This is a genomic window from Muriicola marianensis (assembly GCF_014638095.1).
Classification (GTDB): Bacteria; Bacteroidota; Bacteroidia; order Flavobacteriales; family Flavobacteriaceae; genus Muriicola; species Muriicola marianensis.
Genome location: NZ_BMFH01000001.1, coordinates 722,826 through 743,385, shown reverse-complemented (window position 1 = coordinate 743,385; position 20,560 = coordinate 722,826). Strand labels below are relative to the sequence as shown.

Below are 20,560 nucleotides of genomic sequence, written 5' to 3'. Positions count from 1 at the left end.
GGCATCTTCTTTACCAGGATGCATCGATTTTGAGCAGGGTGCGAAGGAGCACATTAGCCCCGTTGGCCATATCCTCAGGGGAGGTATATTCCTTGGGTGAATGACTGATTCCGTTCACACTGGGGACAAAGATCATCCCAACCGGAGTGATCCGGGCCATATCCTGCGCATCGTGCCCAGCCCCGCTTTGCATGTTCTTGGTACTCAGCCCGAGTTCTTCTGACGCCGTTGCAATAATCTGCCTGATACCAGGATCTGTTAGGGCCGGAGCTGAGGTGGCATCGATTGGTGTAAAGGAAAATGTAGTTCCCGTTTCCCGGCTTATTGATGTAGCCCTTTCCTCAATGGATTTAAAGAGTTCTTCCATATTTTCAACAGACAGGTCGCGTATCTCCAGGCTCATCTGCACCTCCCCGGGTATAACGTTAGGTGCCCCGGGTAAGGCCTGAATCCGCCCCACGGTACCTACTTGCTTACCGTCCATCTTCAGGGTCTCCTCATTCACTGCCAGGATGAATTGAGCGGAAGCCAGCAGGGCATCCTGCCTCATATCCATAGGGGTGGTGCCTGCGTGGTTGGCAAAACCACTGACCTTTACATCCCACCATTTGATCCCTACGATCCCTTCTACCACCCCGATATCTATTCCTTCCCTGTGAAGGATACCTCCCTGTTCTATGTGTAATTCCAGGAAAGCCGCCAGGCTGCCTTCAGGTCGTTCCACCTCGGCAATCAGGTCGGCATTTCCCCCAAGTCTGTTGATCCCTTCTCTCATTGTGTACCCGGTGCTGTTGACTACCCCCAGGGCCTCTTCCTTGAGATCTCCGACCAGGGCACGGCTGCCCATCACTCCACCCTCCTCATTGGAGAAGATGAATACTTCCAGGGGATGTTCGGTTTGGATCCCGGCTTCATTAAGGGTGCGGACCACTTCTATGGCGGCCAGGGAGCCCACACATCCATCGTAATTTCCTCCATTGGGAACCATATCGATATGCGACCCAAAACCGATGGGCGGCAAATCAGGGTTATTCCCCTTTCTTTTTCCTATGATATTCCCGGCGTAGTCCACGCTTACTTCGAGTCCGCTTACCTGCATCAGGGAAATAATATAGGCCCGTCCCTGCAGGTCGGCATCGCTGAAGGCCACACGGTTGGTTTCCCCGTTCTCCATCATCCCCCGTTTGGCGAGCATGTAAATAGTATCCTCAAGCCGGTCCTGATCCACCGCAGGTAGCTCCTGACCTACAGCGCACATACTCAGGAGTAATATTAAACAGGGAAGAATCTTGGAATGTATCATGGTTCGGGAATTTGAAACAAGATATAAAACTTCTGCCTTGATGGGATCATTTATTTGAGGGTGATCTCGTCAATCTCTAATCTGAAGGATTCTGCCTTTTTATTGCCGATCAGGATGGCGACCTCCCCAAGTTCTTGCCCTGGATACGGCGCCTTGCTCAACTGCCTACCCCTGAACTGAGGCCTGAATTCGGAGAATGGGATCTTTATCGACTGCCATTCACCTGTGGTGCTGACTGTATGTGAATAGTTGTAATACTGAGTAGGACTTGATTTAAGGCGTACCTGATATTTTTTGCCATCTCCCTTCAGCCGGATCTCCAGGGAAGTGAAGTGGGTAGCCTCTACAGGCCTGAACGCGTGCTGGATCATTGTAAATCCTCCGTTATTCTCAAGGGAAACAAATCCCGTAAATACCCCATGCCCTTGTTCACTCAGGGTGAGTTTTCCTTTGGAAAGGCCGCCCATGACCCCGTCATTGACTATTCTCCAGGCGCTTAAGTCGGCCTGGTCAGAGAATTGAAAGAGGGTAAAAGGAGCCTGTGACATAAGCAGGAACAATAAGAATTTCAGAACAGGCATCTTGCCTATGGATTTGATTTTGATTTCTAAAAATAAAAGTTATCCGTTGAGTGTTGCGATGATCCGGTCAATTTATACTTATTTTAACGCCAAAGTTAAGACATGTTCTACCTGACCATTGATGTACTGGGTACCATAGCTTTTGCCATCTCCGGGGTGCTGGTTGCCATGGATAAGAAACTCGACCTCTTCGGGGTCTTTATCATCGCTTTTGTAACGGCCGTGGGTGGCGGAACGCTCAGGGATATGCTGATAGGCAATACACCTGTGGCCTGGATGCAGGCACCGGTCTACACCTATACCATCCTTGGCTCGGTGGTCTTTGCTATCCTCTTTCGGGAACGCCTGAAATATTTGAGGAAGTCCTTATTCCTGTTCGATACCATTGGGATTGGACTCTACACCCTGGTAGGAATAGAAAAGGGGCTGCAGGCAGAACTCATGCCCCTGATGTGCATTGCCCTGGGGACCATAACAGCCTGTTTTGGAGGGGTTATCCGGGATATCCTCTGTAATGAGATCCCAGTGATCTTCCGCAAAGAGATATACGCCACAGCCTGCATCCTGGGAGGTGCCAGTTTTTTTCTGCTCATCCGACTACCTATCGTAGATGAATACGCCTATGCGGCAGCTATTGTTATCGTCATCGGGATACGACTGCTCGCGGTTCGCTTTAAAATTGCCTTACCCAGTATCTATCAAAGGGAATAGGACTTAAGTCGCACCGAAATATTCGGAAGAATTCAGCCGGATCACTTTACAATCTCGGCCTTTTTGATATAGATATTTTTTGAAGGCCAGTCGCCGTCGTCCACTGGTTGGCGATTGATGAGATCTACGACGTCCATGCCTTCCACCACCCTTCCAAAAGGGGTATAGCCTCCGTCGAGGTGGTAGGAACCCGGATCGGTGACCACGATAAAGAATTCATAAGGACTCGCCAGCATATGGGGGTTGTTGATCTCACTGCTGGGCATGGAGATCGTCCCGCGGTGGTGCTTGTATCCTTTGCGGGTATCCGGGGGCAGAAGATAACGCCCTATCTCGGTTCTCTTCCTGGCCGTTTCCACATTGTCGGCATTCCCACCCTGAATGATAAAGTCTTTGACGACCCTATGGAACATGGTATTGTCAAAATACCCTTTCTTGGTTAAGTAAATGAAATTAGCCTTGTGATAGGGAACGTTATCGTAGAGCTCCACAGTAAAGCTTCCCAGGCTGGTGGTGAGTTTTACCCTTGTCGTCGGCAGGTTCTTCTGATAGTTGAAAAAGAAATCGATGGCATTTTCCTCAGTGAGTACGAAAGGTTTCTCTTCTTCCTCCTCTTTAGGGACGGTGTCCTTTTCTTGTGTTATTTTTGCAATTGTCTCTGTACTGTCTGCCTCAGTGGTGGCAACCGGGGAACCGGACTGTTTTTTTGGAGCTTCCCCACAGGCCGAGAGGAACAAAATCAGTGATAGTACAGGAAAAAGAAATTTTTGGACAGACATGGATTTTAAGAGTTTTGCCGATCAGATTCCAAAAATAAAAAATCTGCCTCTTCCGGGAAGGCAAGCCCATTATAAATTGGCCCCGGAGATCAGGATACGCGAACTGGAAGAGGGCAGGATCCTTAAAAAGAACCCGAGGAAAGCCGGTGTAATGGCCTTATTTTACCCCGACGCAGCCTCTCAGACCCGCTTGTTATTCATCATGAGGAAATCCTACAACGGAATTCATGCCAGGCAAGTGGCTTTTCCGGGAGGGAAAAAGGAAAAAGGGGATGTGTCTATTCTCGATACGGCCCTGAGGGAAACCAGGGAAGAAGTAGGGGTGATCACTAAACACGTAGAAGTGATCCGGGAAGTAAGCGAAGTCTATATCCCGCCAAGTAATTTTGAAGTACAACCCTTTGTAGGCCTCTATCACCATTCGGCCTCTTTTGTGTTGCAGGAAGAGGAGGTTGAGCACCTTATCGAAGTCCCCCTGGCCCAGGTTCTTGACGATAAATACCTCACCTCTCAGATACTCTCGACTTCATACGCCCGGAACATAGAAGTACCGGCATTCCGACTGGAAGGCTATACCGTGTGGGGCGCCACGGCCATGATGCTTAATGAGATCCGGGACTTGATTAAGAAAGTGTTGTAATCCTAATTTTGTAGTTTTGTAGACTATGCCTTTGTTTAAAAAGAACCCATTCGGTCATATTCTGTTTATCAAGAAATGGATCATCCGTATCCTCGGACTCATGACGCATCAGCGTTACAAAGGGTTTAACAAACTGGAGATCGACGGATCCGAAGTGATCAGGGCCCTGCCGGACAGGAATGTACTCTTTGTGAGTAATCATCAGACCTATTTTGCTGATGTGGTGGCCATGTTCCACGTCTTTAATGCCGCCCTGAACGGGAGGACGGATTCCATCAAGAATGTAGGATACCTCTGGAACCCCAAACTAAATATGTACTATGTAGCTGCCGCAGAAACCATGCGTAAGAGCTTACTGACCAAGATCCTCGCTTACGTGGGATCGATAAGCATTGAAAGGACCTGGAGGGCTGACGGGCAGAACGTAAACAGGCAGGTCAAGATGAGCGACATCTCCAATATCGGGAAGGCACTGGCAGACGGATGGGTCATCACTTTCCCCCAGGGGACTACTACTCCCTGGAAGCCCCTGAGAAAAGGAACTGCACACATTATCAAGAAGTATAAACCTGTTGTTGTACCCGTTGTTATCGACGGCTTCCGACGCTCTTTTGATAAAAAGGGTTTGTATATCAAAAAGAAAGGCATCCTCCAGTCTATGCACATCAAAGAACCTCTGGAGATCGATTACGACAATGAAACTGTGGAGGAGATCATCGAAAAGCTGGAATTTGCCATCGAACAGCACCCCTCCTTTTTAAAGGTGATCCCCATGGAAGAGTTATTGGCCTATGAAGAAGCCCACAAGGAACGATTATGGCGCAAGAAAAAGGCTTAAACTTCCAGTCTTTTCAATTCTGAATAATTCCTGCCGAGTTTTCTGAGCAGCAGTCCATAGATCAGGAAGTAGATCAGACCCAGTAGCGCAGTACAGACAATACCCATAGCTATCATGACCCCTGAGATAATGAGCTTCAATTGCTGGGTGCTCATATCGATGGACTTGCCTTCGAGTTCAAAGACGTGAAGAAAACTATCCCCGTCACTGAAGAGGATCCCAATAGCTATGATGATAAAGGTGAACAGGAAGACGGAAAGGGCGAAAATGATGTAGTTCTTAACCGTTTTTCTCGTACGAATGATCTTGCGCATGAGCTCACGGGCGCTGTCCAGTACAGAGATCTCACGATACCGCTTATAGAATTGAAAGATAAAATAAAAAACAACGCTGTACTGAAGAACCGTCAGTCCGAGGATTGCATATCTCAGCCCTAATTCATCGTAAAGGGCCAGGCCTTCCCGGGCCGAGGGTAGAAGGTACAGCAAGTGGGGCAGGGCAAACTCGAGTATGCTGATGATGAAGATCCACTTCACGATAGAGGAGGAGCGTTTCCAAATCATGGCATAAAGCTCATCGTAGGTGAGTCTGGGAAGCTTTTCTCCTTGTTTCTGCCAATCCTTCTTCAATAAATCCAATTCATCCATCATGGGTTCAGGGATTGAGAATGGTTCGTAATTTTGTTTTCACTCGATTCATTTTTACTCGCGCATTGACCTCCGTGATCCCCAGGGTTTCTGAGATCTCGCTGTAACTCTTGTCCTCCAGGTAGAGGAAGACAAGGGCTTTGTCGATATCTCCCAGTTGTCTGATGGCATCGTACATCAGCTTGAGCTGTCTTTCTTCCTCCGCATCGTATTCATCTGCCTTGATCTTAAAGAGTACCGAATCAAAATCCTGGGTGGGAACCCTTTTTTTGGATTTCCTGTAAAGGGTAATTGCCGTATTCAGGGCTACGCGATACATCCACGTACTGAATTTGGATTCGCCCCTGAATTTTGGATACGCCTTCCATAGCTGAATGGTAATTTCCTGAAAAAGATCATTGTGTGAATCACGGTCATGCGTGTACAGGCTACACACTTTGTGAACAATATTCTGATTGTTCTCCAGTTCCGTAACAAATTGGTGTTCCAGTTCTTTGTTCACGCTGTAGCTGGTGTCACTAGGATTAGTACCCATTTCCCCGACTTAGTTACAGGGAAGTATAAAAAAGATAAATAGGTTTAATTCCGGTAGTTTAACGCAGGTTCCCGGTCGCCCAGCAACGGAATGTATTGAAAATCTGCTCCGCGTCTTTCCACAAATTCCTGTTTAGCCTTTTTCACGAGTTCAGGATCCTTATAGAGGTCCATGGCGGTCAGTGCCAATGCTTTGGCTGCTACCATCATCCCCTTGGCACCGATGGAAGTACCACCGGCAGCAACGGCCTGCCAGCTGTGGGCAGGGGTGCCGGGTACCCAGGTAGCGGCACGCAGCCCAACCGTAGGCACGGCAAAGCTCACATCTCCCACATCCGTAGAACCTGAGGCCCTCGCTGTAGTTTCGTAAGGCTGAATGTTCCGGGCTGTTGCCTCATCCAGGGAGTCCATACCCAGGCTTTTCGCGATCTTTTCCCCAAAGGCCTTTTCCTCGGCGGTGTAGGTGATGCCACCCACCTCAGTGAGGTTTTCATACATCACTTCCTGTAGGGTCAGGTTAGGCAGCAGTTCATGTGTGCCACCTATCATTTCGTAATCCATCGTCGTACCCGTACCCAGGGCAGCGCCTTCAGCGGCCTTTACGATGCGGTCGAAAATCTCGATCACCACATCCCGCGAATAATGGCGGGCGTAGTAATACACCTCTGCAAAGTTGGGTACTACGTTGGGCGCCTTGCCCCCGTCTGTGATCACATAATGTATCCTTGCTTCCTGGGGGATGTGTTCCCGCATCATGTTTACCATCATATTCATAGCCTCAACCCCGTCGAGGGAGGATCTTCCTTTGTCAGGGGCTCCTGCTGCGTGGGCAGATATCCCGTAAAACCTGAATTTAGCTGACTTATTGGCCAGGGCGGCACCTGCACTTGCGGCGTTCGATGCTCCCGGATGCCAGTGGAGGGCTACGTCCACGTCGTCAAAAAGGCCTTCTCTTACCATATATACTTTCCCACTGCCCCCTTCCTCGGCCGGGCATCCGTAGAAACGGATCGTTCCCGGGATCTTGTTCTGCTGCATCCAGTTCTTAACTGCAATTGCAGCTGCTGTGGAGGCTGTACCAAACAAGTGATGTCCGCAAGCGTGACCCGCGGCTTTGCCGGCCGACTTCTGCATGGGAACCGCTTCCTGGGATAATCCGGGCAGGGCGTCGTACTCACCCAATATGGCAATGACGGGTGTCCCGCTCCCGTATTCGGCAATAAAAGCGGTGGGAATCCCCGCCACTCCCTTTTGGATTCGGAAGCCTTCTCCGGACAAGGTTTTTTGGAGCAGGGCCGCACTCTGCTCCTCCTGATACCCCATCTCAGCGAGATTCCAGATCTCATTTGCGATTTTGCCGTATTGAGGTGCACGGGCCTCGAGGTCCGAGAGTACCTTTTTTGAATCTTCCTGAGCCAGGAGGGTAAATCCTGAGAACAAGGTCAGGGCCAGCAGATAAACATTTTTCATGGGTCTTGGATTTTAAATGGAGTTAAATATATAAAATGACTCATTAAGTACAGGTCAAGGAATCGCATTAATTCTCTCGGAAACCAGGCAGGTCTACCTCCTGGGATGGTACTTCTCCAGTACCTTTGAAAGATGGCTTCGGTCTACGTGCATGTAGATCTCTGTCGTAGTGATACTTTCGTGCCCGAGCATTTGCTGGATGGCCCGGAGGTCGGCACCGTTCTCCAGGAGATGGGTCGCGAAAGAATGCCGGAAAGTGTGCGGACTTATGGTTTTTTGCAGGCCGATTTTCTCACTGAGGTTTCTGATGATGGTAAATATCATGGCGCGACTGAGACCTTTGCCCCTCCTGTTGAGGAACAGTATGTCTTCATGCCCCTTTTGGATGTCCTGATGCACCCGTACCTGATATCGATAGAGATTTATGTATTTCTGGTTGACAGTCCCAATGGGCACAAATCGTTGTTTGTTACCCTTACCGGTCACCCGTATAAAGTCCTCCTCAAAGAACAGGTCCGAGATGCGTAGCTCAATGAGCTCCGAAACCCTGAGTCCGCACCCGTACAGGGTTTCCAACATGGCCCTGTTCCGCTCTCCTTCTCGCTTAGACAGGTCTATGGCCCGAATAAGTCGGTCTATCTCGTCTACGGAAAGGGTATCGGGGAGTTTCCTGCCTAGTTTTGGGGATTCTATAAGTTCCATGGGATTGTCCTTTCGATACTGTTCGAAGATTAAGTAGTTGAAAAAACTGTTCAGGCCTGAGATCACCCTTGCCTGGGTACGAGGGGCGACGGATTTGCCCAGTTCGTAGATAAATCCCGACAAGTACTCCTGATCGATGGTTAGGGGGGAAGGAGGCGCAGCACCATCCTCGAGAAACCGTAGGAGTTTCTCCACATCCCGCTGATAATTCTGCAGGGTATTCTTTGAGAGTCCGCGCTCGAGTTTCAAATAATTGCGGTATTCCTGGATAGCCTGTTCCCAATTCATGAAATAAAGATAGGACCTTCGGCGTTTACAATGGGTACAACCGAGGCGGTTCCTGAATATATTCTCATCCAGCGATGAGCCGGATACAGAAACTGGGCCTCGATCAACCGTAAACCACACAAATATGAAATACAGATTATCAGTACTATTGGTCCTGGCCTTCGGAGCCTTCTCCTTTGCTCAGGAAGGCATCAAGATCGGGATACAGGGGAGCTTTCCGTTTAATGATTTTAAAGAGGCGGTCGTCCTGTCTGCTGCTGTCGATGTGGGCTACATGCACGCCCTTGGAGAGGTTGTTGATGCAGGTGTAATGACCGGATTCATCAATGGTTTTCCCGATAACTTCGACGGGGGCCCCGACCTGCCCAGTATACAGTTCCTTCCCCTGGCAGGATCCTTCCGGATCTGGCCCTCCAATTCCTTCTCTTTTGGCGGGGATGCAGGGTATGCAGTAGGGATCAACGACGGGAATGAAGGCGGACTCTATTACCGCCCTGTGATCGGGTACCTGTTCGGGACCAATACGGAGGTGAATCTCTCTTACACCGGCATACAGCTCGACGGTGCTACCTGGTCTACCGTGAACGTCGGAATAATGCATACCATTCAGGTAAGGCCTAGGAGACTATGATCTAAATTAAGAAGTCCTTTAAGGTTATTGAAGAAGGTACACTTTCCGGTTTTTGTTCTTGGAGATGGAATCCTTACTTTTAACCCCGTGAAAATCATCATCATCAACGGTCCCAACCTGAACTTGCTCGGTAAACGTGAACCGGATGTTTACGGCAACCAGAGTTTTGAAGCTTATTTTTCTGAGCTACAGATGAGGTTCAAGGACGTTCAACTCGCCTATTTTCAATCAAACATAGAGGGGGAGATCATAAACAAGATCCAGGAAGTAGGGTTCTCCTATGACGGTATCATTTTGAATGCCGCTGCCTATACGCATACTTCAGTGGGAATTGGCGATGCTGTAAAAGCAGTGTCCACACCGGTAGTGGAAGTACATATCTCCAATACCTTTGCCAGGGAAGACTTCCGCCATGTCTCCTATATCTCGCCCGGAGCCAAGGGCGTCATCCTGGGATTTGGTCTGAAATCCTATGATCTTGCTATTCAGAGCTTTATGTAAAACTTTGGTGGCCGTCCGGATTCCCAGGTTAACTTTTGGTTATTTTATCGCAAAACCCTACAAATCAAGGGGAAAAACCTTTATCGGATAAGTTTTTTCCTTATCTTCACTATACTATCCCCTTTCTTATCAAGACCGAAATGAGCAGCGTCTGTCTCACTTAGACGCTGTTTCAAATCCAACTCAACTATGGTGACCTTTAACTGGGTGACCTTTTTTTGACTGAGCTCAGAACGTCTATTCCCAGTGCAAAGGACGTAACCAATAAGCCAAATGACCAACAATGAAAACCAACACTCAATGCCCGACTATCGGGATAGCTCCTGACAGAAATCAGCACTTTTCTTTCTTTAAATCTCACGAGTTATTGCATGTGCTTCTATGCCTGGCGTTTATGTTACTCGGGCTTCAGTCCTATTCCCAGAAAGGGAAAAATAACAAGGAAGTAACCCTGTTTACCTGTGCCGAGGACATTGGAAACGGGCTTTACAAGGCCAGCTTTGGATATACAAATCCCACCAACAAGACCATCACTGTAACTCCTGCCGAGAGTGTTATCTTCCTGAGTGATAAAATTGAGGAATCCGAATTTGGAGGGATACAGAAAATACAGGGGATTACCAATTTTGAGCCCGGGACCCATGAGAAAGTGATCTCTGTGGTCTTTGCAGACAATGGCCACGCGAAGTGGACAGTCTCTTTTGGAGGTTCCTATGATTCCAAGATCAGGGCCACTCTCGATTCACCTGTTTGTGAGGGGGACCCCTTTATTGTTCCGGTTATCGGACCCGGGAATGGGAAGACTGAGGGATTTGTTAGTCCTGAACTCATATCCCTGGCAGCGGGTACCGCGGGTGACAACCCTTCCTCTATCATTTATCAGATCAGTCCGCAAGAAAAGGTCCTGATCCAGATAACCCCTATTTCCGGAGAGACCCAGGCTGTCATTGATATGCTGATAAATGTCTTCGGATTGCAGTATTCGACCCAACCGGCCCTCTCCGATTTTATCGTAGATCCCGCCCTTATTATCTCCGAGGGACTTTCTGCAGTGGATGTCTTCTTTCCTATTGACAAGATATTACCGCCTCCACCGCCCGAGCCGGCAGCACCTGCTTTGACGGATTATTTTGATATCATCCGGTCTGCCCAGGCCCTGTATACCCCATTTACCTCCGGGGTTGATGAAGTTACGGGCGAAGCCATAACCCAGGGAGACGCTGCCCAGAAGACCGACGAGGTCAGGCGTTCTTTCCGGATCGTAACTCCTGAAGAAAGTGTCCCTGTAGACGGAAAAGGCGTAGAGATCGTTGTGTTTTCCAATAGTTTTGATGCCAATCCTCCCCAGCCGGGCCAGCCGACCAATCTGGCCATAGATGTAGGCAATGGGGACCTGCCCGGGATAGCCGGGAATGGCAATCCAAACGGGTATGATACACCGGTAAGGGTGATCAAGGAATACCCATATACTTTTGGCCAGCTCTCCGATGAGGGAAGAGCGATGTTACAGATCGCCCATGATATCGCCCCGGGTGCCGACCTTGCCTTCCGTACAGGAGTTCTGTCTCCCCGGGATTTTGAACTTGGTATCCGTGAGTTTATCGGTTCCACCAATAAGGTGTTGGTAGATGACATTACTTTCCCAGGAATAAGTGCCTTTGGAGTGACTAATATAGGCCTGGCCATACAGGAAGTAGTGCCCGGAGGGAACTACTACTTTACTTCTGCCGGTAATTTTTCAAATGCTGCGTACCAGGATGTATTCCAGGCTGCCCAGAACGCCAACCTACCTGCGTTTCTCCCGGATGCCGGTACCGTAGCCCACGCTTTTGACGGGGTGGATGATATCTACCAGCGTTTCAGCGTAAAAGCAGGGGAGACCTACTTTATCGTCCTGTATTACGCTGAAAATAATGCCTCTCAGGACAATCAGCTTGGTGCCGCGAACGATCTTGATATCTGGGTGGTGGACGACCAGCAACGACTCCTTGTAGGGAATAATTTTTACAACCAGGAGCGGGATGCCCTTGAGTATATCACTTTTAAGGCCCTGGCCGACGGGGAAGCCAATTTCCTGATCACCAGTGCCAGCGGGGATCCGGGACCCCTGCCATTCAGATATATCATTTATGTTAAAAACAATCTCGATGTCCTGGAGTACTTCGATGGTGCCCCGACGATCACAGGCCATGCCAGGACCCCTGAAGCCCTGGCCATTGGAGCTGTGGATTTCAGGAAGGCAGACAGTCCTGAAGCCCAACCTTTTTCGACCTTTTCAGGGGCCCTTCCCGATGGATCTGTCCCGAGTGTGGCATTGTCTTCCTATGACGGCGTGAATACCAACGTCCTGACTATAGGACAGAATGAGGTAGGGGGGATTCCCGTAGACGGGGATCCGTTCAAGAATTTTTTTGGCACTTCAGCCTCAGTGGTGCACGTGGCTTCGGCCTTCGCCCTGATGGAGTCGGCCCTACCATCCTGGTATGGACCTAATAATCCTGTGGATGTCCTACAGCTATTCAAGGATAATGCCATAAAAGTCGGCAATGAGGCCCAGCTTGGTGACGGGGTGATGGATGCCCTTGCGGCTTTCAGGAATATCGCGGCCCAGACCGCATTAATCTCCGGTTTCGATATAGAATTTACCTCCCCAGAAGGGTCAGTGGTAAGTGCAGACGAATTCGAACTCACGATCAACGGGGACTATTTTCCTGAGGATCCCACCGTGCTTTTTGGGGAAGACGAGCTTCCGATCACCTTCTACGATCCCGAGAATCCCACCGAGATCAAGGTCCTTGTAGGTCCCTTTACGGGGAACGACCCGGTGACGGTGTTTACGAATTCCAATACTCCCCTGGGAGGCGATGGAGGAAAGTCGAATCCCATCTTCCTGCTGGATCCCGGTACCATCGCGATCAATATTACAGCAGACGACATCCAAATTGAATATGGCCAGGATTACGAATTCGGTTTTACTGTGGAGGGATTGCCGGAAGGTACTGATTTTGAAAGCCTCGGACTTCCTCCTGTCAAATTCACGACGGAGGCTGTTGGTCCTTTTCCACGAGTGGCCAACTATGTGATCTTTCCATCCTTCGACCTGGAAAATGCCACTCCTGAACAACTATTGGCCCTGGAAGGCTATGTGGTCAACTTCAAGAACGGATCATTTATCGTCAGCAAGAAAGACCTGGAAATTGTTCCCGAGCCTGTGGAAGTGGTCTACGGAGAGCCTATTGTACTGAGCCTAAGTTACAACTACGACTCCACTGGGATCTCAGATAACCAGGCCTTCCTCTCGGCCCTTTCCCAGGCTCATCTTACTACCTTTTATCCTGAGAATACCCTGGCCCTGATCAATGGCTTTAAGGCACTGGTCAATGACGAGCAACTGGCCATTCTGAACCTCCTGAATGAGGGCAGCTGGATCTCCACTGAACGCACCTTACAGAACGGCTTCAAAGCCCTGGTCAACGAGATGAACCTCGTAAACCTGAATACCACTCATTTTGATGATTATTCAGACTATCTGACCAATGGTTTTAAAGCTTTGGTCAATGATTTCAAGGCCCTGGTCAACAGTGAGGACCTCTTTAATGGTGCTGCCTCCTTCGGGTCGATAGAAAACGGTTTTAAAGCCCTGGTGAATGACAGTGATCTCGGGGGAGCGAATGATCTCAACGACTATTCCGAGGTATTTGCCATCGTCTATGATGGAGACGGGGATGAACCGATCAGCAGGTTCTATTCCCTCAACCTGATTACCGGGCTCGATGTGACCCCGGGGACAGAGTTCCACAATTCCTTCCCGGGTACATTATTGGATCCTATAGGCTATAATTTCAATATTACCTATGGATCGGGCACGATACGTGTAACTCCCGCCAGTCTGACGATATCGACAGGAGATATCGTTATCGACCAGGGAATGGAGATCGATCCCGCGGCTATCGCGACAAGTATTGAGGGATATGCTTATAACGAAACGGCAGCGGATGTTTTCCCTGACGGAATCCATTATCTCTTTAAAGATGCGAACGGGGTGGATTATACTCCGGGAGCTACGGGTATTTTTTATATTACCCTCGAAGAGCCTCAGAATTACACGATTACCTATGATCAGGTGGGTGTGGTCTACATCAATCCCACCGGCAATGAACTGCGAAAGATCCGTACCTATATGGATTGCGTTGAGCTCATCTCGGGGGATCCCGGCGGACTAAACTACATCGCTCATTTCCGTTATGAGAACCCGAATGATCAGACCATCTATATCCTTGAAGGCCCTGAGAACCGGCTTACAGGTCCGGCTCAGTACAGCGGGGAATTGCCATTCAGGTTCCTGCCGGGTACCGGTACCTTCCAGATAAGATTTGATGGTAATACCCTGAAGTGGGAGCTCACCTCCAGGGACAGCACTCACAAGAGTTCCACCACCTCTGAGGTAAATGCCAATTCTAACCGATGCGATGCCGGCAGTGCGGGAAGTACGGCCTTTATCCTCTATCCTAACCCGGTAGCAGGTGTGTTGTTTATAGATCAGGACCTTCCTGAACAGGTTACCCTGGATGTATTCAATATGTACGGTATCTCCATGCTGCGTACCTCCCTGGATGGCAGATCCGGACCCGTAACGCATCAGATCGATATGAGTGATTATCCCCTTGGGTTGTATTTCTTCAGGTTTACCACCAAGGACGGGGTATTGGAATACAGGGTTATCAAGGAATAAGTGCTTATGAAGAAGAACAAAAGATTATTAATTAAATCGCTGGCAGGACTGATACTTTTTATGACCTGCACAGTCTTACCTGTATATTCTCAGACCGGGGAAATAGACAGTTTGCAGCAGGTGATCGCATCCGGAAAACAGGATATCTCGAGGGTCAACTCCCTGAATGCATTGAGCCTCGCAGTCCTTTCTCAGGAGGATATAGAAGGGGCGATACAATATGCAAAGGAGGCTGAGGAACTCGCAGGGAAACTGGGATATACCGAAGGACAAGCCCTGGCTCAGAAGTATATCGGACTGGGAAATTACTACCTGGGAAATTATCTCGCGGTCATGGATCACTGGACACAATCCCTGGAGAGTTTTGAAAAGGTCAGGGATACAAGTGGGATGGCCAATATCCTCAATAATCTCGGGGGTGTTTACCTGAGTCAGGGCGGCAGCGATAAGGCCCTGGATTACTACCTCAGGTCGCTCTACTTTGCGGAGAAGATCAGGGATACCTTCAGGATCACTTCCGTACTCCCCAATATCGGTGCGGTTTATGGCGATTTGAAGGATTATGATAAGGCCCTGGAGTATTTTGATAAGCTGGAAACCTACCTACCTTCTATTCCCGATCCTCAGATCTCGACCTACTATTATATGGGGAAGGGGGAGATCTACAACAAAAGAGGAGACTACGACCGGGCTCTGGAAGCTTATCAATGGGCATTGCCCCTATCCGAGAACACTTCAGATTACGCCCATATTCTGAAGGAAATGGGAACTATAGAGAACAAGATCGGGAACCGAAGTAAAGCCGTGGAGTACCTGACCCTGGCCTATGAAACGGCCAGGGAAAAGAACCAGCAGCTGGAGACCCTGAACGCCCTCATTGGTCTGGGCACAGTTTATCAGAAGACGGATTTCTCTAAAGCCGTAGGACTATACGCCGAAGCGGAGGTCCTGGCCAAAGAGCTGGGTTCCGACAAAGGGCTGCGCGATATTTATGAAGGATTATCTGCTACCTATTCCGCCAATGGCAACTACGAAAAGGCGTACGAATACCAATCCCTCTACCTCGCCCAAAAAGACATCCTGTACAACCTGGAGACTGACGATAAAATAAGGGGACTTCAATTCGATTTTGAGAATCAGCAGAATCAGGATAAGATCGGCTTGCTGAACAAGGAAAAGGAGATCGCAGAACTCCAGGCCAAGCGACAGAAATACGTGATCTACGGGACCATCATTTCCCTCATCCTCGTCTTTGTCATGGCCATTGGGGCCTACAGCAGATACAAATACGTGAAGAAGACCAACAAGATCATTGCAGACGAGAAGGACCGTTCAGAAAAACTACTGCTCAATATCCTCCCTGAGGAAACCGCCCAGGAGCTCAAGCTAAACGGGAAGGTTGCGGCCAAGCGCTTCGAATCTGTAACCATACTCTTTTCGGATTTCCAGGGGTTCACCTCCCAAGCCCAGAACCTGTCTCCTGAGATCCTGGTAAAAAGCGTGGATTATTATTTCTCCCGCTTCGATGAGATCATGGACAAATACGGCCTGGAAAAGATCAAGACCGTTGGCGATGCCTATATGTGTGCGGGGGGATTGCCCTTTCCTACTACTGACCACCCCTTCAAAATGGTAGAGGCCGCCTTTGAGATGGCCGCAGTCATGGAAGAGATCAAAAAAGAGCCAAAAGAGGGAATTGTACCTTTTGAGGTGAGAATCGGGATCAATACAGGTACAGTAGTTGCCGGGGTTGTGGGACTCAACAAGTTTGCCTACGACATTTGGGGGGATGCGGTCAATGTGGCTTCCCGAATGGAATCTCTCTCGGAACCGGGCAGGATCAATATCTCTGAGAATACCTATCAACGCATTAAGGATGTCTATGAGTGTGAATCACGTGGGAAGGTGATGGTAAAAAACAAGGGAGAAATGGAGATGTATTACGTTATCAAGAGGAAAATAATCCGCCATGCCAAAACCAAAGAGGAAGTAAATGCCTAAATTGTGGTTCACAAGTAAGGAAAGAGCATGAGCAGACAGGACCCGAATAATTACTGGGAACAACTCGAGCGCCTCGAAAAACTGATCAGGGCCTCCGAATTCAAGGCGGGGGTCATTTTCTCCTTCCACAGTCTTATACTGGGGCTGTTTGCCGACCGGCTGGATGCTTTTCAGCCTTCTTTTGAGACCAACATTTGGTTCACTGTCTTTGCCTTTCTCTGGTTGCTTTGTGTTCTGATCTCAACGTTTTACTGCTTTAAATGCTTTATGCCCCAGATGGAGATGAAATACGACGACAATGTCTTTTTCTTTCTGGATGCGGTTAAGGCCTTCGGAAGCGCCGAGGAATACACGAAAAAACTGCTTGAGATCTGTGGTAGTGAAGAAGAGCTTTACACCCAGCTGGCCCAGCAGATCCATGCCGAAAGCAAGATCATTGCCGATAAATTTGCCAGTGTACACAAAGCCCTGAGATTTTTTGCCCTGAGTTTTGTGTTTGCCATGCTGGGCCTTATTATCTGGCTCGTGCAGGTCATCAGTTAATGTGTCATCGTCATGACGGGATATTTGAAGTTGCGGAAGAAGGTTCTCGAGCTACTTCGGGAAGAACTCTCACCAGACCTTTGTTACCATGGCCTGTCACACACCCTTGATGTCCTGAAAGTAACTAATGACTATATCCGGCGACTCAAAATTACCAAAGAAGATGCCCTTCTGTTGCGCACCGGGGCCTTGTGCCACGACCTCGGATTTACGGTCACCTATGAGCGCCATGAGGATCACGGGATCGCCCTTACCCTGAATTATATGAGGGAATTCGGCTTTAGTCCTGAGCAGCGTAAGGTGGTGGTCGGACTTATCCGGGCCACCGAGGTACCACAAAATCCAAAAAACCTTCTGGAACGCATCCTCTGTGATGCAGACCTGGATTATCTGGGTCGGGATGACTATGATAAAATCAGTCAAAAGCTACTCAAAGAATTAAGGCATTTCGGAGTAGAATTGTCCGAAGAAGCCTGGCGCGACAAGCAGATTTCCTTCCTGGAAAAACACCGCTATCACACCCCCTTTGCCATCAAACACAGGGAGCCTGTAAAGCAAATGCACCTAGAGAGAATCAGAAACCGGACTTAATTGTCACTTCTTTTCTGATACCAGAGGCGCCAGGTATTTTTTATCCATGTAAAAGGTACCATAGGGCAGGAGAGAGGCCAGGAAGAACTTGAGATTTCTCTTCATTCCCCAACCCTGTTGTCTGCAAAATACAAAGGCGAGTATAATAAAGGCTATGAAAAGTCCCCCGTGTACATAACCGATGTAAATATTGGGTTCCCTGATATTCGCCCAGTATTTGAGAGGCATACTGAAACCAAACAGCAGGAGATAAGAGATGCCCTCTACAATGGCCAGGGCGCGCATGAATGACAACATAACAAGCCAGGGATTAGAGGTGGATCACTTCTCCATAAGCATCAGCCACAGCCTCCATCACCGCTTCACTCATGGTGGGGTGAGGGTGTACAGCTTTGAGGATCTCATGGCCTGTGGTCTCGAGTTTCCTGCCCAGGACCGCCTCTGCGATCATGTCGGTCACACCGGCCCCGATCATATGGCAGCCCAGCCACTCTCCGTATTTCGCGTCAAAAATTACTTTTACAAAACCTTCTGAATTACCGGAAGCCTGAGCTTTTCCGCTGGCAGAGAAGGGGAATTTCCCAACCTTCACATCAAATCCTTTTTCCCTTGCTTGCTTTTCCGTCAGGCCCACTGAGGCCACCTCAGGCATACAGTAAGTACAGCCCGGGATATTGTTGTAATCTATGGGTTCTACGTGCAGGCCGGCGATCTTTTCCACACACAGGATACCTTCTGCGGAAGCTACGTGAGCCAGGGCAGGACCCGGGGTCACATCACCAATGGCGTAATAGCCCGGGATGTTGGTCTGGTAGTAATCGTTCACCAGGATCTTATCGCGATCCGTGGCGATGCCTACCTCTTCCAGTCCGATATTTTCAATATTGGTCTTGATTCCCACTGCAGAGAGGACCACATCGGCTTCGATGACCTCTTCTCCTTTCGGGGTCTTCACGGTCACCTTCACCCCATTCCCAGAGGTGTCTGCCTTGGTAACTTCTGAGGAGGTCATGATCTTGATGCCCAATTTCTTAAAGCTGCGCTCTAATTGCTTGGATACTTCCTCATCTTCCACAGGCACGATATTCGGCAGGAATTCCACAACGGTTACATCTGTCCCCATGGCATTGTAGAAATAGGCGAATTCGATCCCGATGGCGCCACTGCCTACTACCACGAGTTTTTCAGGCTGTTTTTCCAGCGTCATAGCCTTGCGGTATCCGATGATCTTCTTTCCGTCCTGGGGAAGGCTGGGCAATTCCCTGCTCCTGGCCCCCGTTGCAATGATGATATGGCTGGCGCTGTATTCGGTCTCTTTCCCGTCCTCACCTTTCACAGATACCTTTTTTCCGGGCTTTACTTTCCCGTACCCATTGATCACCTCGATCTTGTTCTTTTTCATCAGGAACTGTACTCCTTTGCTCATTCCCTGGGCCACATTGCGGCTTCTTTTAACGACGGCATCAAAGTCCTTATCTGCTCCGCTTACTTTCAGGCCATAATCCCCTGCGTGTTGGAGGTATTCAAAGACCTGGGCCGATTTTAACAGGGCCTTGGTCGGGATGCATCCCCAGTTGAGGCAAACGCCTCCAAGGCTTTCTTTCTCAACAATGGCCGTTTTTAATCCTAGCTGGGAAGCCCTGATAGCTGTCACATACCCACCGGGCCCGCTACCCAGTACAATTACATCGAAGGTGCTCATATGTTATGTTTTTTGGATCTGTTAAAGTGAGGTCGCAAAGGTACAAAACCAATCCGAAACGCGCCGAAGAAAGCACGCCCTTTGAAAGGTTCTTTGATGAGGATAGGAAGGCGTTTTAGCCTTCCTGTTGTAATGAGTTGAAAAACAGTTTGATGCGCCTACTCTTCAGGTACAAATTTCAGTGCTGCCCCGTTGATACAATGGCGTTTTCCGGTAGTGTTTGCAGGTCCGTCAGTAAAGACATGCCCGAGGTGGCCTCCGCAAACGGCGCAGTGTTCTTCTGTCCTGGGATACCCGATCTTGTAGTCCACGTCATAGGCAACATTACCCTCGATCTCCCGGTCGAAACTGGGCCATCCGGTCCCGGAATCAAACTTGTGCTCACTTTTGAAAAGGGGGGTGCCACATCCCGCACACACATAGGTCCCGGGCGACTTGATGTCAAGGAGGTCACTGCTCCAGGCATTTTCCGTCCCTTCTTTACGCAGCACGAAGAATTGTATGTCTGTGAGTTCTGCTTTCCACTGGGCTTCTGTTTTATTGACCGCAAAGGTCTCCTTCTCCTGAGCCTCTGTGCCAGTCAATGCCTTCTGGCCCTCTTTTTCCTGTGAGACCCCCTTGCAACTCACGGCCAGGAGGCAAATTCCGATCAGATAAATCTTTTTCATAGCAACATTTTTAATTTGGACGTTTTCTTTTCGATTTCCTTTCAAAAATACGGAATAAAAAAGCCCCTGAAAAGTTTCCAGGGGCTCCTTCTTATTATGAGGGGTCTATCAATCCAGCGTAATTCGGTGAATGTCTTTCTCATCTACTTTCAAGGAAGCCATTACGGATTCGATATTAGATAAATCCATTCTGGAGGTCTGTCCGTATTCTGCAGGGACGATAGCAATCCTGAAGACCTGATTATCCGTATCGCCCGGCTGGAGGGTGCTCAGGTCGAAATCCGATTCCAGGAATACACTCACATCAAAGAAAGTATGGTCGTAATTGTACTGCAGCAATCCCTGGTTCAGGATACGTGTTTGGGGAAGGAGTCTCCATATATCCACGGGTTGTCCGTTGCCGTCATCGGTCTGGTCCCACAGGATGTAGACCAATACCAGGTCTGATTCAAAGACCTCTACCGTATTGGGAAACTCGTAGAACAAGGTGTAGTCATTAGCGGCGCTGAAGGTACCTTCGATCTCCAGTACTGTTCCCAGGATATTCACCCCGTCAAGGCCGTCGAGGCCGTCTCTTCCATCAAATCCGGGAGGCCCGGGAGGTCCGGCAGGGCCTTCACAGGATGTCATCAGGGCTATGGCGATGGTGCTGAAAATTAGTCCAATTTTTTTCATAATTTCTTCTGTTTTAAGATCCG

General features: G+C 49.1%; 20 protein-coding genes. 9 read left to right on the top strand and 11 right to left on the bottom strand.

Features of this window, described 5'->3' with window-relative positions; all coding sequences use genetic code 11:
* Positions 1–10: 10 nt before the first annotated feature.
* Complete coding sequence (locus IEV19_RS03395; protein ID WP_188369291.1) at positions 11–1,303, bottom strand: Zn-dependent hydrolase; 1,293 nt, start codon at positions 1,301–1,303, stop codon at positions 11–13.
* A gap of 50 nt (positions 1,304–1,353) precedes the next feature.
* A complete protein-coding gene (locus IEV19_RS03390) occupies positions 1,354–1,884 on the bottom strand; it encodes a CIA30 family protein (protein ID WP_229732464.1) in 531 nt (176 codons plus the stop codon).
* A gap of 102 nt (positions 1,885–1,986) precedes the next feature.
* On the opposite strand from IEV19_RS03390, the gene IEV19_RS03385 reads away from it, so the two are divergent.
* A complete protein-coding gene (locus tag IEV19_RS03385; RefSeq protein WP_188369290.1) occupies positions 1,987–2,595 on the top strand; it encodes a trimeric intracellular cation channel family protein in 609 nt (202 codons plus the stop codon).
* Positions 2,596–2,636: 41 nt separating this feature from the next.
* Here the strand turns inward: IEV19_RS03385 and IEV19_RS03380 are convergent, their stop codons facing one another.
* Positions 2,637–3,374: a peptidylprolyl isomerase gene (locus tag IEV19_RS03380; protein ID WP_188369289.1), complete on the bottom strand. Its 738-nt coding sequence runs from the start codon at positions 3,372–3,374 to the stop codon at positions 2,637–2,639.
* On the opposite strand from IEV19_RS03380, the gene IEV19_RS03375 reads away from it, so the two are divergent.
* Together IEV19_RS03375 and IEV19_RS03370 are read left to right on the top strand one after the other, a co-directional pair.
* Entirely contained in the window at positions 3,373–4,014 is a 642-nt protein-coding gene (locus IEV19_RS03375; protein ID WP_188369288.1) for an NUDIX hydrolase, read from the top strand. The genes IEV19_RS03380 and IEV19_RS03375 overlap by 2 nt on opposite strands.
* Before the next feature lie 25 nt (positions 4,015–4,039).
* Complete coding sequence (locus IEV19_RS03370) at positions 4,040–4,852, top strand: lysophospholipid acyltransferase family protein (protein ID WP_188369287.1); 813 nt, start codon at positions 4,040–4,042, stop codon at positions 4,850–4,852.
* On the opposite strand, the gene IEV19_RS03365 is transcribed toward IEV19_RS03370, so the two are convergent.
* The 4 genes from IEV19_RS03365 to xerD form a co-directional block, all read right to left on the bottom strand.
* A complete protein-coding gene (locus tag IEV19_RS03365) occupies positions 4,849–5,502 on the bottom strand; it encodes a DUF8845 family protein (RefSeq protein WP_188369286.1) in 654 nt (217 codons plus the stop codon). The genes IEV19_RS03370 and IEV19_RS03365 overlap by 4 nt on opposite strands.
* A gap of 4 nt (positions 5,503–5,506) precedes the next feature.
* Entirely contained in the window at positions 5,507–6,001 is a 495-nt protein-coding gene (locus tag IEV19_RS03360; protein WP_188370710.1) for an RNA polymerase sigma factor, read from the bottom strand.
* A gap of 77 nt (positions 6,002–6,078) precedes the next feature.
* Positions 6,079–7,503, bottom strand: coding sequence for an amidohydrolase (locus tag IEV19_RS03355; RefSeq protein ID WP_188369285.1), 1,425 nt, complete (start codon positions 7,501–7,503; stop codon positions 6,079–6,081).
* 93 nt (positions 7,504–7,596) lie between these two features.
* A complete protein-coding gene (gene xerD / locus IEV19_RS03350; protein ID WP_188369284.1) occupies positions 7,597–8,493 on the bottom strand; it encodes a site-specific tyrosine recombinase XerD in 897 nt (298 codons plus the stop codon).
* A 124-nt stretch (positions 8,494–8,617) separates the two neighbouring features.
* Here xerD and IEV19_RS03345 point away from each other — a divergent pair, with 124 nt between their 5' ends.
* The 6 genes from IEV19_RS03345 to IEV19_RS03320 all read left to right on the top strand — a co-directional run bounded on the left by IEV19_RS03345 (position 8,618) and on the right by IEV19_RS03320 (position 17,492).
* Positions 8,618–9,124: a hypothetical protein gene (locus IEV19_RS03345; protein ID WP_188369283.1), complete on the top strand. Its 507-nt coding sequence runs from the start codon at positions 8,618–8,620 to the stop codon at positions 9,122–9,124.
* Positions 9,125–9,211: 87 nt separating this feature from the next.
* Entirely contained in the window at positions 9,212–9,625 is a 414-nt protein-coding gene (gene aroQ / locus IEV19_RS03340) for a type II 3-dehydroquinate dehydratase (protein ID WP_188369282.1), read from the top strand.
* Positions 9,626–9,908: 283 nt separating this feature from the next.
* The gene (locus IEV19_RS03335; protein WP_188369281.1) at positions 9,909–14,357 is read left to right on the top strand and encodes a S8 family peptidase; all 4,449 of its coding nucleotides are present in this window, start codon (positions 9,909–9,911) and stop codon (positions 14,355–14,357) included.
* Between the two features lie 60 nt (positions 14,358–14,417).
* Positions 14,418–16,358, top strand: a complete 1,941-nt coding sequence (locus tag IEV19_RS03330; RefSeq protein ID WP_188369280.1) for an adenylate/guanylate cyclase domain-containing protein — start codon at positions 14,418–14,420, stop codon at positions 16,356–16,358.
* Between the two features lie 27 nt (positions 16,359–16,385).
* The gene (locus IEV19_RS03325) at positions 16,386–16,901 is read left to right on the top strand and encodes a Pycsar system effector family protein (protein ID WP_188369279.1); all 516 of its coding nucleotides are present in this window, start codon (positions 16,386–16,388) and stop codon (positions 16,899–16,901) included.
* A gap of 12 nt (positions 16,902–16,913) precedes the next feature.
* On the top strand, positions 16,914–17,492 hold the full coding sequence (locus IEV19_RS03320; RefSeq protein WP_188369278.1) for an HD domain-containing protein: 579 nt from the start codon (positions 16,914–16,916) through the stop codon (positions 17,490–17,492).
* Positions 17,493–17,495: 3 nt separating this feature from the next.
* Here IEV19_RS03320 and IEV19_RS03315 read toward each other — a convergent pair whose 3' ends face one another.
* From IEV19_RS03315 to IEV19_RS03300, 4 genes are all read right to left on the bottom strand, one after another.
* Complete coding sequence (locus IEV19_RS03315) at positions 17,496–17,789, bottom strand: DUF3817 domain-containing protein (RefSeq protein ID WP_188369277.1); 294 nt, start codon at positions 17,787–17,789, stop codon at positions 17,496–17,498.
* A 13-nt stretch (positions 17,790–17,802) separates the two neighbouring features.
* A complete protein-coding gene (lpdA, locus tag IEV19_RS03310; RefSeq protein ID WP_188369276.1) occupies positions 17,803–19,194 on the bottom strand; it encodes a dihydrolipoyl dehydrogenase in 1,392 nt (463 codons plus the stop codon).
* 158 nt (positions 19,195–19,352) lie between these two features.
* Positions 19,353–19,862: a peptide-methionine (R)-S-oxide reductase MsrB gene (gene msrB / locus IEV19_RS03305; protein WP_188369275.1), complete on the bottom strand. Its 510-nt coding sequence runs from the start codon at positions 19,860–19,862 to the stop codon at positions 19,353–19,355.
* Between the two features lie 108 nt (positions 19,863–19,970).
* Positions 19,971–20,537 carry a collagen-like protein gene (locus IEV19_RS03300; RefSeq protein WP_188369274.1) on the bottom strand — a complete coding sequence of 189 codons (567 nt, stop codon included), beginning with the start codon at positions 20,535–20,537 and terminating at the stop codon, positions 19,971–19,973.
* Positions 20,538–20,560 lie beyond the last annotated feature (23 nt).

Bases quoted from the DNA above. Each gene is read 5' to 3' on its own strand.
- lpdA (WP_188369276.1), bottom strand. From the start codon at position 19,194: ATGAGCACCTTCGATGTAATTGTACTGGGTAGCGGGCCCGGTGGGTAT.
- IEV19_RS03375 (WP_188369288.1), top strand. From the start codon at position 3,373: ATGGATTTTAAGAGTTTTGCCGATCAGATTCCAAAAATAAAAAATCTG.
- IEV19_RS03390 (WP_229732464.1), bottom strand. From the start codon at position 1,884: ATGCCTGTTCTGAAATTCTTATTGTTCCTGCTTATGTCACAGGCTCCT.
- IEV19_RS03385 (WP_188369290.1), top strand. From the start codon at position 1,987: ATGTTCTACCTGACCATTGATGTACTGGGTACCATAGCTTTTGCCATC.
- IEV19_RS03325 (WP_188369279.1), top strand. From the start codon at position 16,386: ATGAGCAGACAGGACCCGAATAATTACTGGGAACAACTCGAGCGCCTC.
- msrB (WP_188369275.1), bottom strand. From the start codon at position 19,862: ATGAAAAAGATTTATCTGATCGGAATTTGCCTCCTGGCCGTGAGTTGC.
- IEV19_RS03335 (WP_188369281.1), top strand. From the start codon at position 9,909: ATGAAAACCAACACTCAATGCCCGACTATCGGGATAGCTCCTGACAGA.
- IEV19_RS03365 (WP_188369286.1), bottom strand. From the start codon at position 5,502: ATGATGGATGAATTGGATTTATTGAAGAAGGATTGGCAGAAACAAGGA.
- IEV19_RS03300 (WP_188369274.1), bottom strand. From the start codon at position 20,537: ATGAAAAAAATTGGACTAATTTTCAGCACCATCGCCATAGCCCTGATG.
- xerD (WP_188369284.1), bottom strand. From the start codon at position 8,493: ATGAATTGGGAACAGGCTATCCAGGAATACCGCAATTATTTGAAACTC.
- IEV19_RS03330 (WP_188369280.1), top strand. From the start codon at position 14,418: ATGACCTGCACAGTCTTACCTGTATATTCTCAGACCGGGGAAATAGAC.
- IEV19_RS03355 (WP_188369285.1), bottom strand. From the start codon at position 7,503: ATGAAAAATGTTTATCTGCTGGCCCTGACCTTGTTCTCAGGATTTACC.
- IEV19_RS03315 (WP_188369277.1), bottom strand. From the start codon at position 17,789: ATGTTGTCATTCATGCGCGCCCTGGCCATTGTAGAGGGCATCTCTTAT.
- IEV19_RS03380 (WP_188369289.1), bottom strand. From the start codon at position 3,374: ATGTCTGTCCAAAAATTTCTTTTTCCTGTACTATCACTGATTTTGTTC.
- IEV19_RS03320 (WP_188369278.1), top strand. From the start codon at position 16,914: ATGACGGGATATTTGAAGTTGCGGAAGAAGGTTCTCGAGCTACTTCGG.
- IEV19_RS03370 (WP_188369287.1), top strand. From the start codon at position 4,040: ATGCCTTTGTTTAAAAAGAACCCATTCGGTCATATTCTGTTTATCAAG.
- IEV19_RS03345 (WP_188369283.1), top strand. From the start codon at position 8,618: ATGAAATACAGATTATCAGTACTATTGGTCCTGGCCTTCGGAGCCTTC.
- IEV19_RS03395 (WP_188369291.1), bottom strand. From the start codon at position 1,303: ATGATACATTCCAAGATTCTTCCCTGTTTAATATTACTCCTGAGTATG.